We start from the raw sequence: 15,922 nt of genomic DNA, 5'->3' as shown, positions 1-15,922 counted from the left end.
TGTGGGGTGCTCTGAGAATGAATGCCGCACGGCGCGAGCCTAATGTGCCGCCGAATCCCAGTTGTGACCGGTGCCGATCTGCACATCAAGCGGAACCGACAGGGTTGCAGCCCCTGACATTCGCTCATGAACAATAGTAGTCATTCGCTCGAGCTCACCTCCAGCGATTTCGAACACCAATTCGTCATGCACCTGAAGCAACATTCGTGACTTCAGGCCCTCCTCACGGATATCGCCATCGATCTGAAGCATGGCGCGCTTGAGGATGTCTGCTGCCGAGCCCTGGATGGGCGAATTGAGTGCCTGACGTTCCGCGTTATCGCGCAACACTCGGTTCTTTGACGTGAGATCTCCGAAAGGCCGACGGCGGCCGAAAATCGTTGTGGTGTACCCATCAACTCGGGCCTGCTCGACAACGTTGCGCAGGTAGTCCCGCACCGCGCCAAACCGCGCGAAGTAATCCGTCATGAGTGCTTTGGCTTCGCTCGTCTCGATACGAAGCTGTTTGCTCAGGCCAAACGCGCTCAGCCCGTATGCCAAGCCGTAGGACATTGCCTTCACCTTGGTACGCATTTCGGGAGTGACATCGGCCGGCTCGACGCCGAAGATGCGAGAGCCAACGAAGCGGTGAAGATCTTCGCCCTCGTTGAAAGCCTGAATAAGCCCCTCATCGCCCGAGAGATGCGCCATGATGCGCATTTCGATCTGTGAATAGTCAGCGGTGAGAAGAGTGTCGTACCCCTCTCCCGCCTCGAAAGCGGCACGGATCTGGCGCCCCGTCGCCGTTTTGACGGGAACATTCTGCAAGTTCGGATCGTTCGAAGCGATTCGGCCAGTGCTCGACCCCGCCTGCTCGTACGTGGTGTGCACCCGGCCCGAGGCATCGATGGCTTTCTCGATGCCGGTAATGATCTGCACGAGCTTGGTGGCGTCACGGTGCTGCAGGAGCAAGTCGAGGAACGGATGCGGTGCTTGTTCCTGGAGGTCAGCCAAGCTCGCGGCATCCGTCGAGAAGCCCGTCTTGTTCGCGCGGGTCTTGGGCATCTCAAGCTGCGTGAAGAGAACCTCTTGCAATTGCTTGGGGCTGCCGAGATTGATCTCGCGACCGATGACCTCGAACGCATTGCGGGCGACATCGGCCGCGGTCGTGCTGAGGGAGCTACTGAGGTCGTCAAGCAACTGGCGGTTGACCGCAATGCCCGTGCGTTCCATCTGAGCAAAGACAGGCACGAGCGGCATCTCAATATCGGTGAGCACAGCAAGAGAGCCCTCGTCGAGGCGCCCAGCAAGGTAAGCAGCCAAGCGAACGACGTACCACGACTTGGTGGCGGGACTCAGTTCTTCAGTCTCCGGAACCAACTGGTTGGGGTCGCCCTGCTCGATTGTTTCGCCGAGGTAGTTGTACACCTGAGACTCAAGCTCTTCAGGCTTGCCGCCCGGCTTCAAGAGCCACGACGCGAGCGTTGTGTCGAACGCCACGCCCGCGATCGTTAGGCCGCAGTTGGCGGCAATTTTGAGCTGGGACTTAGCGGAGTGCATGTACTTGGGGGCGTCACTTGCGAGCCACTGCGTGAGCACGTCATAGTCTGGGCGATCCGCCGCCCACGGCACAAAGGCAGTCTCCGAGACCGTCGCAAGACCAAGCCCGGTGACAACGCCATCAACACTCGCGATGGTGAGCCCCAGCGGTGACGTACTGCCGTTGCTATTGGTCGCAATCCACTTGGCCAACTCTTCGTCAACCATGGTGCGCACGGCAGGAATAGCTGCAGCATCGTCAGGAGCGCTCGCTGCTGACGACGATTGCGCATCACCGCCGCCTTCGACCGCAGAAATCTTCATCACGCGCTGCAGGAGCGTCTTGAACTGCAGGCGATCGAACACCTCACGTACAGCAGCCTCGTCGATCGCACGGCGATCGAGATCGCCGACATTGACCGGAAGCTCAACATCGGTGAGCAAGTGGTTGAGCTTGCGGTTGCGAACGGGGCGATCAATCTGATCACGAAGGTTCTGGCCTACAACGCCCTTGATCTCCTCGGCGTGAGCCAACACCTCATCGAGAGAGCCGTAGAGGTTGATCCACTTGACTGCAGTCTTCTCCCCCACCTTGTCGACGCCGATCAGGTTGTCGCTGGTTTCTCCGACAAGCGCTGCGACATCCGGATACTGGTGAGGCTCGATGCCGTACCGCTCGAAAACCGCGTCACGGTCGTAACGCTTGAGTTCAGAAACACCGCGAGCATTCGGATACAGCAGGGTGACGTTGTCGTTGACCATCTGAATGGCATCGCGGTCACCGGAGACCACGAGAACACGGAAGCCGTTCTCTGAGCCCTCGTGCGCCAAGGTGGCGAGGATGTCGTCAGCCTCGTAGTCCTCTTTGCTCAGGGTTTGGATGCCCATCGCCTTGAGGGCCTCTTCGAGCAAGGGAATCTGCCCCACGAACTCCACCGGCGTTTCGCCACGGGTTCCCTTGTACTCGGGATACTCCCGCGTACGGAATGAGTACCGTGAAATATCGAAGGCAACGGCCAAATGCGTAGGTTTCTCGTTCTGCAAGAGAGAAATCAGCATCGACAAGAAACCGTGGATGGCATTGGTGTGCTGCCCCTCGCGGTTCTGAAAACTGTCGACGGGGAGCGCATAAAAGGCTCGGAAGGCCAACGAGTGGCCATCAATGATCATAAGAGTAGGCTTTTGGGAATCCGACACGGAGCCAGCCTAGCTGCGGCTGCCGACAGCGGAAACGGCCGAATGCGAAGGACACCCTCTGTGAAGTACCCCGATGACCTCGATCCCGAACTATTTGCGCGACTTGTCGAGTCAGGGGGCGGCTCTCTCACGCGAAAAATGGGAATTGAGTTTCTCGAACTTGGCGCAGAGCGATCCGTCGCAACGATGCCCGTTGAAGGCAACACTCAAGTGATCGGCATCCTGCACGGAGGCGCTCACGTCGTGCTCGGCGAGTCCCTCGGATCAATTTCGTCGGCGATCCACGCCGGCCCTGGTCGTGTCGCGATGGGAATCGAAATCAACGCGACCCACAGCCGCTCTGTGCGCTCAGGCATCGTCACCGCTACCTGCACCGCGATCGCCCTCGGGCGCACTCTAGCGACACATGAAATCGTTATCCGCGATGAGGAAGAACGTCGGCTCTCCACCATCCGGATTACGAACATCCTGAAAGATCGCCCAACCGCGTAGCGGCGGGCGTGTCGAAACCCCGCTAGGAGTTCTCAGCGGCGTTGAGAGCCCGCAACTGAACCCCAGAGGAGAAGGTGCGGGCGCCTGCTACTTTTTGGCGCTGAGCTGGTCGATGATGGCCTGAGACACATCGTGCATCGTCAGGCGGCGATCCATGGATGCCTTCTGAATCCAACGGAAAGCGTCAGGCTCGCTGAGCCCCATCTTCTCGTTCAGCAGTCCCTTAGCGCGGTCGACGAGCTTGCGGGTCTCGAAACGCTCAACCAGGTCGCTCACTTCAGCCTCGAGGGTGAGGATCTGTGTGTAACGGCTGAGAGCGATCTCGATTGCCGGAAGAAGATCGTTCGGGGTGAAGGGCTTGACCACGTAGGCCAGCGCTCCGGCCTCAGAAGCCCGCTCTACGAGTTCTTTCTGGCTAAAGGCAGTCAGCAGTACGACAGGGGCGATGTGGTTGGCGCTGAGGCGCTCCGCAGCGGAGATTCCGTCGAGCTGAGGCATCTTGACATCCATGATGACCAGGTCGGGGCGAAGCTCGGTAGCGAGCGCAACAGCAGTCTCGCCGTCACCCGCTTCTCCGACAACCTCGTAGCCGGCATCCCGCAGGATTTCGACAATGTCCATGCGGATGAGCGACTCATCTTCGGCAACGACAACGCGGCGGGGAGCAGTTTGATTGGTGTTTTGGTCAGTCACAAGTGCAAGCCTACGGTATTCTATTCAGCGTTGTAGTCAGCCGAATTGGCGGAATGGTAGACGCGGAGCACTCAAAATGCTTTGTTCGAAAGGACGTGTGGGTTCGAGTCCCACATTCGGCACAACATTTACACGAAAAACCGGGAGCAGCACGTGCTCCCGGTTTTTCTTGTTAACGACAGCAGCGGCACGAACCCGAGAGTTCGCGCCGCTGCTGGGCGTTTATTAGTGCGCTGACGCTACTTCGTAGCCCACGCGGGTGCCTTGGCGTTCACGGCATCGCCGATCACGTGCACTCGCAGGTCGTTAGTGGAACCCGAAATTCCGGGAGGGGATCCCGAAATCACGACGACCTTGTCGCCAACCTCAGCGAGTTCTTGGCCAAGCAGAAGTTCGTCTACCTGGCGATACATTTCATCGGTGTGCGTAACGCGGTCAACGATGAACGACTCAATGCCCCAAATCAGCGACATGCGACGCTGGATTTCTGGACTCGGAGTGAACGCCTTCATAGGGATACGGAAGCGCAAACGCGACATACGACGCGCAGAGTCTCCCGACTCCGTGAAGACACAGACGAACTTCGCCTCAACGAATGAAGCGACCTCGGCTGCCGCAAGAGTAATCGCACCACTCTGAGTCTTGGGCTTGGTGCCCAGCTTTGCGATGCGGTCGAGACCGTGCTCTTCCGTGGACTCAACGATTTTCGCCATGGTCTGAACGGTAATCACGGGGTACTCCCCCACGCTCGTCTCACCGCTGAGCATGACGGCATCAGCACCATCGAGGATTGCGTTCGCGACGTCAGATGTTTCAGCACGGGTCGGCACGGGGCTGGAAATCATCGACTCAAGCATCTGAGTCGCGACAATTACCGGCTTCGCCATGCGACGCGCGAGTTCAACGGTGCGCTTCTGCACAATCGGAACAGCCTCGAGAGGAAGCTCTACGCCCAGGTCACCACGGGCAACCATGATGGCGTCGAACGCATCGATGATCGCTTCGAGGTGGTCGACGGCCTGAGGCTTCTCGATCTTTGCGATGACGGGAACCCGACGGCCCTCTTCGTCCATAATCTCGTGGACGCGAACAATGTCTTCTGCGTTGCGCACGAAAGAAAGAGCAATGAGGTCTGCGCCGAGCTTGAGGCCCCAGCGCAGGTCGTCTTCATCCTTCTCTGACAGAGCAGGAACATTGACCGCAACTCCGGGAAGGTTGATGCCCTTGTTGTTAGAAACCGCGCCGGCGACGATGACCTCAGTTGTGACAACCGTGTCAGTCGCGCTCACGACCTTAACTTTGACCTTGCCGTCGTCAATGAGCAAGAAGTCACCGGGAGCAACGTCCTGAGGAAGACCCTTGAACGTGGTGCCGCAAATCTCGCGGTTACCCACGATGTCGTCGATAGTGATCTTGAAGATGTCGCCGACCGCGAGGTCGTAGGGGCCGTCCTCGAACTTTCCGAGACGAATCTTGGGGCCCTGAAGGTCAACCATCACCGCTACCGGCTTGCCGGCATCCTCAGCGGCGCGACGAACGTTCGCGTACACCTCTTCGTGGACGGCATAGCTTCCATGGCTGAGGTTCATCCGGGCAACATCGACACCTGCATCGATGATTGCTCTGATGTTCTCGTAGCTCGACGTAGCCGGGCCGAGTGTCGCGACGATTTTTGCGCGTCTCATAACTTCCTTTGACGGGTTAGTGGTGGTGGTGGTGGTAGTGGTGGTGGTGGAACTTCTAGAGAGACATGCCGCGATCGTCTGGGCGAACAGGGAATGGCAATTGCGTCTCCCCTTCAAGGTAGCGATCTACAGCGGATGCCGCAGCCCTTCCCTCAGCGATAGCCCACACGATGAGCGACTGCCCACGGCCAGCATCCCCGACAACGTACACGCCGGGGGTTGCGGTCTCGTAGCTTTCGTCGCGCGAGAGGTTTCCCCGCGCATCCGCTTCGAGAGGAAGCTGTGTGGAGAGTGTTTCGGTCTCAGGCCCGGTGAAGCCGAGCGCAAGAAGAACCAGGTCGGCAGGAATCTCCCGCTCGGTTCCAGCCTTGGGAACACGACGGCCGTCGAGGAACTCAGTCTCAGCGACACGAATCGCTCGAACTTCGCCGACCGAGTTCGTCAAGAACTCCACCGTCGATGCAAGGTATTCGCGCTCGCCGCCCTCTTCGTGGGCGCTCGACATCTCAAACAGGGTCGGCGTCAATGGCCACGGCTGGTGTTCCGGGCGCTCCGAGGGAGGCTGAACACCAATGGCCAGATTTGTGACCGACAGTGCACCCTGACGGTGAGCTGTGCCGATGCAGTCAGCACCGGTGTCGCCACCACCGAGAACAACGACGTGCTTGCCCTCTGCGGTGACCTGCTCGCTCACCGTGTCGCCGGCAACGGCGCGGTTCGACTGGACAAGATACTCCATAGCGAAGTGAACGCCGAGCGCATCGCGGCCGGGGATGGGCAGATCGCGCGGCACTGTAGATCCAGTAGCAACCACGACAGCGTCGTAGCGGGTGCGAAGATCGCTCCACGAAATATCGACGCCGATGTTCACGCCGGCACGGAAACGAGTTCCCTCGGCCTGCATTTGAGCCAAACGCAGCTCGATGTGGCGCTTTTCCATCTTGAAATCGGGGATGCCGTAGCGCAGCAATCCACCGATGCGATCTTCACGCTCGAAAACAGCGACCGTGTGGCCAGCGCGCGTCAACTGCTGAGCAGCAGCAAGGCCGGCAGGCCCCGAACCGACAACAGCAACAGTTTTACCCGTCAAACGTCCCGGAGGATGCGGAGTGACATTACCGTCGGCGAACGCCTGATCAATGATCGAGACTTCGATCTGCTTGATCGTGACGGCAGGCTGGTTGATTCCCAGAACACACGAGCTCTCACACGGTGCTGGACACAAACGTCCGGTGAACTCCGGGAAGTTGTTTGTCGCATGGAGGCGCTCAATTGCTTCAGCGCTCTCGCCGCGACGCATAAGGTCGTTCCACTCGGGAATCAGGTTGCCCAACGGGCATCCCTGATGGCAGAACGGCACACCGCAATCCATGCAGCGACCAGCTTGACGGGCCAGTTCACCCGATTCTTGCTGCTCGTAGACCTCTTTGTAATCCATCAACCGAAGGCTGACAGGCCGCCGCTTCGGCAATTCACGCTCTTGAACCTTGAGGAATCCCTTGGGATCAGCCACCGGTTACCTCCCTAATTCGAGCCCAGGTAACGTCCCCGTCGGGGTCGAGTCCCTCGGCTATTGCAGTCTCTCGAGTCTGGATGACAGCCGCGTAATCACGAGGAGTAACCTTCGTGAACTGGGCTGCCGTGGCATCCATGTCGGCCAGCATGCCTTCGGCAACGACCGAGCCGGTTTCTTCGAGGTGGCGTTCGAGAAGATCCTTGACGATCTCAACGTCGGCGCCACCGAGTCCGCTCAGCTGAAGCTCGCCGGAACTCAGTGAGTCACCGTTGACGCGCTCCTCGCGAAGCTGGTGGATGTAGGCGGTGCCGCCCGACATACCAGCGCCGAGGTTGCGGCCTGTGGCTCCCAGAATGAGAACGAGGCCACCGGTCATGTACTCCAGGGCATGGTCTCCCACTCCCTCCGCGACGGCAGTGGCTCCCGAGTTGCGCACCATGAATCGTTCGCCAACCTTGCCGCGAATGAAGATGCTGCCGCTCGTAGCGCCATAACCAATGACGTTTCCGGCGATGACGTTGGTCTCCGCCGCAAACGTGCTCGTCAGATCAGGGCGTACTACGACGGAACCGCCAGACAATCCCTTTCCGACGTAGTCATTGCTATCGCCATACAGTTTGATCGAAATACCGGCCGGAACGAACGCGGCCAACGACTGACCGGCAGAACCGTGCAGCGTGATCGAAATCGTGTCGGTGGGCAAGCCGTGCTCCCCGTGGCGCAACGTGACATTGTGACCGAGCATCGTGCCGACCGCGCGGTCGGTGTTGCGAACGCGGAGATCGATCGAGACAGGCTCTTTGCGTTCAAGAGCAGCCTCGCTCAGGGCGATCAGCTGCTGGTCAAAGTGCTCAGCAAGCTCGTGGTCCTGTTCGACAGCGTGCGTGCGAGGCTCAGTGTCGCTGAACTCCGGACCATTGAACACGGGCGACAGGTCGAGACCGTCAGTCTTCCAGTGTGAAATAGCGCGGTTGACGTCGAGAATCTCGCTGTGGCCAATGGCTTCCTCAAGAGTGCGGAAACCGAGCTCAGCGAGGTATTCGCGAACTTCTTGAGCCAAGAACTCGAAGAAGTTGACGACGAACTCTGGCTTGCCGGTGAAGCGCTCCCGAAGCACGGGGTTTTGCGTGGCAACACCGACCGGGCATGTGTCGAGATGACACACACGCATGAGGATGCAACCAGAGACAACGAGAGGAGCGGTGGCGAAACCGTACTCTTCGGCACCGAGAAGCGCGCCAATAATGACGTCGCGACCGGTCTTCATTTGGCCATCTACCTGCACCACAACACGATCGCGCATGCCATTGAGCATGAGGGTCTGCTGCGTTTCCGCAAGACCGATTTCCCACGGCGTTCCGGCGTGCTTGAGCGAGTTGAGCGGGCTAGCACCCGTTCCGCCGTCGTGGCCAGACACCAGCACGACATCAGCCTTCGCCTTGGTGACGCCGGCAGCCACAGCACCAATGCCCTTTTGGCTCACGAGCTTGACGTGCACCCGCGCCGAAGGGTTCGAGCGCTTGAGATCGAAGATCAATTGCTTGAGGTCTTCGATCGAATAGATGTCGTGATGCGGAGGCGGCGAAATGAGGCCGACGCCGGGCGTGCCGTGTCGAGTGCGCGCAATCCAGGGATAAACCTTGCCTGCGGGAAGCTGGCCACCCTCACCGGGCTTCGCTCCCTGAGCCATTTTGATCTGAATGTCGTCAGCGTGCGTTAAGTACATGCTCGTGACGCCAAAGCGACCAGATGCCACCTGCTTGATGGCGCTGCGGCGAGTGGGGTCAAGAAGTCGATCGACATCCTCGCCGCCCTCACCAGTGTTCGAGCGCGCGCCGAGCTGGTTCATCGCAATAGCAAGCGTTTCGTGCGCTTCCTTGCTAATCGATCCATAGCTCATCGCACCGGTACTAAAGCGCTTAACGATGCTCGAGATCGGTTCAACCTCATCAATCGGAACCGGCGTGCGATCCGTCATGTTGAATTTAAAGAGCCCGCGAAGGGTCATCAGCGCTTCGGCCTGCTCATCGACCTTCGAGGTGTACTCGCGGAAGATGTCGTAGCGGCGCGTGCGAGTAGAGTGCTGCAGCTTGAATACGGTCTCCGGGTTGAAGAGGTGGGGCGGACCCTCGCGACGCCACTGGTACTCGCCACCCGTGTTGAGTCGTTCGTGAACCGTGGGTGCGCGGTCTTCGGGGTACGCCGCTACGTGGCGGGCAGCGTTCTCGCGTGCAATCGCGTCGAGACCGACTCCCCCCAAGATGCTCGTGGTTCCCGTGAAGTACTGGTCAACGAACGCCTGCGACAAACCAACAGCTTCGAAAGCCTGAGCGCCAGCATAGGAACTGACCACAGAGATGCCCATCTTGGACATGATCTTCAGAACGCCCTTACCGAGCGCGGTAATCAGGTTGCGAACAGCCTTCTCGGGAGTGATGTCGGTGATCGTGCCGTTACGCACGAGCTCTTCAGCTGACTCCATAGCGAGGTACGGGTTGATGGCGGAAGCGCCATAACCCACAAGCAGTGCAACATGGTGAACTTCACGCACGTCGCCAGCTTCGACGATCATGCCGACCTTCATGCGCTCTTCTTGGCGGATGAGGTGGTGGTGAACCGTTGCCAACATGAGCAACGACGGAATCGGTGCCAAATCCTTGTTGGAATCGCGGTCGGAGAGCACGATGAATTCTGCGCCGTCGGCGATTGCTGCGTCAGCTTCCGCGCACATTTCGTCAAGACGCTTTTGCATCGCGGACGGACCAGCATCCACACGATAGAGACCCTTGATCGTGGTAGCTAAGCGGCTGCCAGGATGAGGCTCGATGTGTTGGATCTTCGCTAGCTCATCGTTGTCAATCACCGGGAACGCTAGCGCTACTTGCCTAGCGTGGTCCTGAGTTGCGCTGAGCAAGTTGCGCTGAGGGCCAACCCCGAGGCGCATCGACGTGACGACGGCCTCTCGGATCGAGTCAAGCGGCGGGTTCGTGACCTGAGCAAACTGCTGCGTGAAGTAATCGAATAGCAAACGGGGTCGCTGAGACAACACGGCAATGGGAGTGTCAGAGCCCATGGCGCCCAGCGGTTCCGCACCGAGCCGCGACATTGGCTCGATGAGAATGCGAACTTCTTCCTCGGTGTAACCGAAGGTACGTTGGCGGCGCGTAACTGACGCCGGCGTGTGCACGATGTGTTCGCGCTCGGGAAGTTCTTCGAGAGCAATGCGGCCGCTCTCGAGCCACTCAGCCCAGGGACGCGACGCGGCAAGCTCAGCCTTGATCTCATCATCTTCAATAAGACGACCGGCAGCCGTGTCGACAAGGAACATCTTGCCCGGACGAAGCCGCCCCTTGCGCACGACCTTCGTCGGCTCAATATCGAAGACGCCAATCTCACTCGCCAACACGACAAGACCATCGTCGGTGACAAGGTAGCGACCGGGGCGAAGCCCATTGCGGTCGAGAGTCGCGCCTACGAGCGAACCGTCGGTGAAGACCAGGGCGGCTGGACCATCCCACGGCTCCATGAGCATCGAGTGGTACTCGTAGAATGCACGGCGACGAGGATCGGTGTCTGTCTGGTTCTCATACGCTTCCGGAACCATCATCATCATGGCGTGCGGCAGCGGACGCCCAGCGAGGTTGAGAAGCTCAACAACCTCATCGAACGACGCCGAGTCGCTAGCGCCAGGCGTGTTGACCGGCAGAATGTCCTTGATGTCGCCGAAAACGGCAGATTCAAGCTGCGACTGGCGTGCGCGCATCCAGTTGCGGTTTCCCTGCACCGTGTTGATCTCACCGTTGTGCGCGACCATACGGAACGGCTGTGCGAGCGGCCATGAGGGGAACGTGTTGGTGGAGTACCGCGAGTGCACGAGAGCAAGCTTCGAGGCAAAGCGTTCATCTGACAGGTCAGGGTAGAACGGCTCGAGCTGCAGGGTCGTGACCATTCCCTTGTAGGTAATGGTGCGGCACGACAGCGACGGGAAGTAGACGTGCAGATCCCGCTCAGCCCGCTTGCGCAAGCGGTAGGTCTGGCGATCGAGGTGGATGCCGCGAAGCGTGCCCTTGAGGTCAACGCGCTTCGACTGCAGAAATAGCTGCTCAAATGCGGGCATCGCTCCGCGTGCGAGCGAACCGAGCTCCCCCGGCTGGATCGGCACAGTGCGCCACCCGAGGACAGTGAGGTCTTCCTCTTCCGCTAGCTTCTCAATGCCGCGCTTGACGTCATCACGAGCAACACTGTCGAGCGGCAAGAACGCAATGCCGACGGCGTAGCGGCCAACAGAAGGCAACTCAAAGTCGACAACATCGCGGAAGAAGGCATCCGGGATCTGCGTCATGATGCCAGCACCGTCACCGGTGCCCGCGTCGGACCCTACGGCCCCGCGGTGTTCAAGGTTGCGCAGCGCCTCTAGAGCCGTCGCAATAATGTCATGCCCCGGCGTGCCGCGAAGCGTCGCCACCATGGCAAGGCCACAGGCATCTTTCTCATTGGATGGGTCGTACATTCCCTGTGCTGCGGGAATAGAACCAAAGCGTTCAAAGGGTGGGGTAACAGCCATGCCGTACCGTCCTCACGTATTACTGGTGCGGAGAGGGACTTCTATGGCCCAAAGAAAATCAGTACCTGATTCAGGCCTGAGGGGGTGTGGCCGCTTGTGGCGGACTACTTCGAATCTACGACAGGAGCGGACTCCTCCGCAGCGCTGACGACAATGTCATGCTCGGAATATCTTTCATCGGAGTTTACAACACCATCGGCACTCCAGACGTGACCGTCGACGTAGGCGCTCTTTTCGCGACCAACGTGACGGCGAGACTGAATGACATAGAGCAGGATACCGAGCGCAACAGTAAGGATGGCTCCCCACACGTTCACGCGCAAACCGAAGTAGACCTCGCTGGGATCAATACGGATCGATTCGAACCACGAGCGGCCGACTCCGTACCAAATCATGTACAAGGCCCAGACCTTGCCCCACTGCAACCGGACGGGACCGACCGCAGCGAAAACAGGAACGGAGAGACCAAGAACGTGCTTCTTGACGAAGCCGTACTGGCGCTCCATCGTGAGCAAGAAGACGATTCCGACGACGTTCCAGACCATTTCGTACAGGAAGGTCGGGTGGAAGAGAGTGTCAACCGGCAGGCCAACGGGAATAGCCGAGTTGCCCGCCTCAATCTCGAGGCCCCAGGGCAAAGCCGTCGGCTGACCGAAGAGTTCGTGATTGAAGTAGTTACCGAGGCGGCCAATGGCCTGAGCGAGCAGAATTGCGGGCGCCAGTGCATCCGCAAAGCTCCAGAAACGGATGCCCGTCAGGCGAGCACCGATGTAGGCACCGACAGCACCACCAATCAGCGATCCGAAGATGGCGTTTCCACCATTCCAGATGCGAATGATCTCCCAGGGGTCTGCGCCGTCGTAGAAGTAATCGCCCGGGTGAGTAAACACGTGATACAAACGTGCACCCACAAGGCCAAGGGGGACAGCCCAAATGATGATGTCGATGACAATCCCGGGCTCAGCACCGTGACGAGTCAGCCGACGTGACGTCAGCCATGTTGCCGCAATAATGCCGATCAGGATGCAGATCGCGTACGTGTGAATCACGACCGTACCGCCGAAATTGAGGCCCAGGTTGCTGAACCACTGGCCAAACGGAAGGGTAACAAGCGTCGCCCATGAATCAGGCGGGCTGGGAATGCTCAACGGCATTAGTGACAAAACGGTGACCTTTCTGAACTGCGACTAAGCAAGAGTACCGGTCGAAAGCGACGCGGCCGTTTTAGCGACAGCATCCACCCCACCGGAAGACAACGCACTAACGAAAACGGACCCCACAATGGCGCCATCCGCGTAGGTAAGAACTTCGCGAACCTGCTCAGCAGTGGAGATACCCAGACCGACACACGCACTCGTGGAGCCTGCCTCACGCAAGCGTGCCACGAGGGTTTTGGCCGCGATATCTACGTCGGAACGAGCACCAGTGATACCCATGGTCGATACGGCATAGACAAAGCCGGTGCTGGCCTCAACAGCGCGCACGAGCCGTTCATCGCTGGAGGACGGAGCCGCCAAGAAAATGCGGTCAAGACCGGTGCGCTCGGAGGCGGCAATCCAGTCAGCGGCCTCATCGCTCACGAGGTCTGGCGTGATGATTCCCGCTCCGCCAGCAGCCTTCAGCTCGTCTGCAAAACGATCGACGCCATACTGCATGATCGGATTCCAGTAACTCATGAGAACGACAGGCGTCGACACGCGAGACGTGATCTCGGCGACCGCGTCGAAGCCGTCCTGGAGGCGAAAACCGTTCGTGAGAGCGAGCTGGGTAGCCTTCTGAATAGCAGGGCCGTCCATGACGGGGTCTGAGTACGGCAGGCCGAGCTCAATGACGTCGACGCCATTCTCTGCGAGGGCCACAGCAGCTTCGATGCTCTCAGCAACAGTGGGAAAACCGACAGGCAAGTAGCCGATGAGGGCACCCGCACGGTCACGATTGGCCTGAGCGATTGCTACTTCTACAGCGCTCATGACTTATTCCCCGCAGCGTTCTGCTCGTCGGCGGCCTTCTTGTCGGACGCCTTCCTGTCCTCCGCTGACGCTTTCTCAGCCGAATCGATCAGATCGAAGTATTCCGCCGCAGTTTCCATATCTTTGTCACCGCGGCCGCTGAGGTTCACGAGGATCACCGAATCCGGACCAAGTTCCTTGCCGAGCTTGATCGCTCCGGCGAGGGCGTGTGCCGACTCGATTGCGGGAATGATGCCCTCGGTGCGGCTGAGCAGGCGCAGCGCATCCATGGCTTCAGCATCGGTAATGGGCTCATAGTTGGCTCGACCGATGTCTTTCAACCACGAATGCTCAGGGCCAACTCCGGGGTAGTCGAGACCGGCAGAGATGGAGTGCGACTCGATAGTTTGGCCCTCAGCGTCTTGCAGCATGTAGCTGCGCGCCCCGTGGAGAACACCCGGACGACCGCGAGTGAGCGTAGCGGCGTGACGTTCCGTCAGGTGGCCCTCTCCAGCGGCCTCGTAGCCGTAGAGCGCAACATCGGCGTCGTCGAGGAAAGCGTGGAAAATACCCATGGCATTGCTGCCACCACCGACGCACGCCACGACGGCATCCGGCAGTGCGCCCGTCAGCTTGATGACTTGCTCACGAGCTTCGTCACCGATGACACGGTGGAAGTCGCGAACCATGACGGGGAAGGGATGCGGGCCAGCAACGGTTCCCATGAGGTAGTGGCTGTCATCGACGTTGGCTACCCAATCGCGCAAACCCTCGTTGATCGCGTCCTTGAGAGTGCGCGACCCTGCAGTGACCGGAATAACCTCGGCGCCAAGAAGCCGCATGCGGGCAACATTGAGCGCTTGACGCTCGGTGTCGACCTCCCCCATGTACACGATGCATGACATTCCGAAGAGCGCAGCAGCGGTGGCCGTTGCAACGCCGTGTTGACCGGCGCCGGTTTCAGCAATGAGGCGGGTCTTGCCCAGGCGACGGGCAAGCAACGCCTGACCGAGCACATTGTTGATTTTGTGCGATCCCGTGTGGTTGAGGTCTTCGCGCTTCAGAATGATGCGAGCCCCACCGGCGTACTCCGCAAACCGCGGTACTTCGGTGATAATCGACGGCCGACCGGTGTAGCTTGCGTGAAGCTCGGCAAGCTCAGCGACAAACTCCGGATCATTCTTGGCTTCGTTATAGGCGGCATCCAACTCGTCGAGAGCAGCGATGAGCGATTCAGGAACGAATCGACCACCGAACTCTCCAAAGTAGGGGCCCAATTCATCTTTCAGCATTAGCAGTCCAAAAAGTCTTGCAACGTGGCGATCGGATCACCGGTGACGAGAGCCTCGCCAACCAGAACCACATCGGCGCCGGCGTTGCGATAGTGCGCGACATCAGCGGCCGTTTTGACCGCTGATTCTGCGATACGGATGACTCCACTAGGAATCTGGTCGGCAAGCTCACCGAACAGATTCTGATCGAGTTCGAAAGTGCTCAAGTTGCGCGCGTTAACGCCGACGAGGCTTGCGCCAACATCGAGAGCACGAGAGACCTCGTCTGCGGAGTGTGTTTCGACGAGCGGCGTCATGCCTAGCTCGACGATGAGGTCGTAGAGCGTGCGAAGTTTCTCTTGCTCCAGGGCCGCCACGATCAGCAAAACGAGGTCAGCACCAGCGGCTCGCGCCTCAAACACTTGATACGGCTCAGCAATGAAATCCTTGCGAAGCACCGGGAGGCGCACGATCGACTTCACCGTCATGAGGTCCTCGAGAGAACCACCAAAACGACGCTGTTCAGTCAGAACGCTGATCGCGCTTGCTCCACCAGTTTGGTAGGACGTCGCAAGCGACGCCGGGTCGCTGATCTCAGCCAAAGCACCACGAGACGGGCTTGACCGCTTGATCTCCGCAATGATGTGAACTCGCTCGCGAGGAGACAAAGCCTCCAGCGCATCTAACGCCGGAAGCGCATCAGCGGCAGCACGCTCTACATCAGCAAGGCTGACGGACTCACGACGGACGGCGGCATCTTCGAGCGCGCCGTCAACTAAATCGGAGAGCACTCTAGCTGTGCGGCTTGGGGGTGAGCTTGTCGCCACCCACGCCATAGCCAAGCTTCTTCAGCACCTGGCCAACAAGGAGACCAACGACGACCAGCCCAGCCGATGCGTACACCAGCCATGCCACGTTGAACCAAAAAGCGAGCGTTCCGATCGTGAACGCGACCAACATGATCACTACAGCGGTCCATGCCGCCGGGGAATTTCCGTGGCCGGGGTCAGTATCAGTACTCATCAGGCTCCATTCTT

Annotated in this window: 11 protein-coding genes and 1 tRNA gene; 2 read left to right on the top strand and 10 right to left on the bottom strand. The window is 59.3% G+C overall.

Features of this window, described 5'->3' with window-relative positions:
* Window positions 1–39: 39 nt before the first annotated feature.
* Window positions 40–2,688: a DNA polymerase I gene (gene polA / locus I6E73_RS08270; protein WP_231600598.1), complete on the bottom strand. Its 2,649-nt coding sequence runs from the start codon at window positions 2,686–2,688 to the stop codon at window positions 40–42.
* Window positions 2,689–2,775: 87 nt separating this feature from the next.
* On the opposite strand from polA, the gene I6E73_RS08265 reads away from it, so the two are divergent.
* Window positions 2,776–3,207: a PaaI family thioesterase gene (locus I6E73_RS08265; protein WP_197109928.1), complete on the top strand. Its 432-nt coding sequence runs from the start codon at window positions 2,776–2,778 to the stop codon at window positions 3,205–3,207.
* Between the two features lie 87 nt (window positions 3,208–3,294).
* Here the strand turns inward: I6E73_RS08265 and I6E73_RS08260 are convergent, their stop codons facing one another.
* Window positions 3,295–3,900, bottom strand: a complete 606-nt coding sequence (locus I6E73_RS08260; RefSeq protein WP_197105666.1) for an ANTAR domain-containing response regulator — start codon at window positions 3,898–3,900, stop codon at window positions 3,295–3,297.
* A 39-nt stretch (window positions 3,901–3,939) separates the two neighbouring features.
* Between I6E73_RS08260 and I6E73_RS08255 the strand changes: the two genes are divergently transcribed.
* Window positions 3,940–4,022 (top strand) — tRNA-Leu (locus I6E73_RS08255).
* Between the two features lie 117 nt (window positions 4,023–4,139).
* On the opposite strand, the gene pyk is transcribed toward I6E73_RS08255, so the two are convergent.
* The 8 genes from pyk to I6E73_RS08215 all read right to left on the bottom strand — a co-directional run bounded on the left by pyk (window position 4,140) and on the right by I6E73_RS08215 (window position 15,908).
* Window positions 4,140–5,585, bottom strand: coding sequence for a pyruvate kinase (pyk, locus tag I6E73_RS08250; RefSeq protein WP_197105667.1), 1,446 nt, complete (start codon window positions 5,583–5,585; stop codon window positions 4,140–4,142).
* Window positions 5,586–5,640: 55 nt separating this feature from the next.
* The gene (locus I6E73_RS08245; RefSeq protein WP_197124506.1) at window positions 5,641–7,098 is read right to left on the bottom strand and encodes a glutamate synthase subunit beta; all 1,458 of its coding nucleotides are present in this window, start codon (window positions 7,096–7,098) and stop codon (window positions 5,641–5,643) included.
* Window positions 7,091–11,665, bottom strand: coding sequence for a glutamate synthase large subunit (gene gltB, locus I6E73_RS08240; protein WP_197105669.1), 4,575 nt, complete (start codon window positions 11,663–11,665; stop codon window positions 7,091–7,093). Before gltB ends, I6E73_RS08245 begins: the two co-directional genes overlap by 8 nt.
* A 104-nt stretch (window positions 11,666–11,769) precedes the next feature.
* Window positions 11,770–12,819 (bottom strand): prolipoprotein diacylglyceryl transferase, encoded by a 1,050-nt coding sequence (lgt, locus tag I6E73_RS08235; RefSeq protein WP_197109926.1) that lies wholly within the window; start codon window positions 12,817–12,819, stop codon window positions 11,770–11,772.
* Between the two features lie 33 nt (window positions 12,820–12,852).
* Window positions 12,853–13,635 carry a tryptophan synthase subunit alpha gene (gene trpA, locus I6E73_RS08230; RefSeq protein ID WP_197124504.1) on the bottom strand — a complete coding sequence of 261 codons (783 nt, stop codon included), beginning with the start codon at window positions 13,633–13,635 and terminating at the stop codon, window positions 12,853–12,855.
* A complete protein-coding gene (gene trpB / locus I6E73_RS08225) occupies window positions 13,632–14,906 on the bottom strand; it encodes a tryptophan synthase subunit beta (protein ID WP_197124502.1) in 1,275 nt (424 codons plus the stop codon). Before trpB ends, trpA begins: the two co-directional genes overlap by 4 nt.
* Window positions 14,906–15,676, bottom strand: coding sequence for an indole-3-glycerol phosphate synthase TrpC (gene trpC / locus I6E73_RS08220; protein WP_197105673.1), 771 nt, complete (start codon window positions 15,674–15,676; stop codon window positions 14,906–14,908). Before trpC ends, trpB begins: the two co-directional genes overlap by 1 nt.
* A 1-nt stretch (window position 15,677) precedes the next feature.
* Window positions 15,678–15,908 (bottom strand): DUF6704 family protein, encoded by a 231-nt coding sequence (locus I6E73_RS08215; RefSeq protein WP_197105674.1) that lies wholly within the window; start codon window positions 15,906–15,908, stop codon window positions 15,678–15,680.
* Between the last annotated feature and the right edge of the window lie 14 nt (window positions 15,909–15,922).

Origin of the sequence: Salinibacterium sp. SWN248, from assembly GCF_015864575.1 — a bacterium.
GTDB lineage: Bacteria > Actinomycetota > Actinomycetes > Actinomycetales > Microbacteriaceae > Rhodoglobus.
The sequence above is the reverse complement of the archived record's forward strand: the minus strand, read 5'-3'. Positions and strand labels throughout refer to the sequence as shown.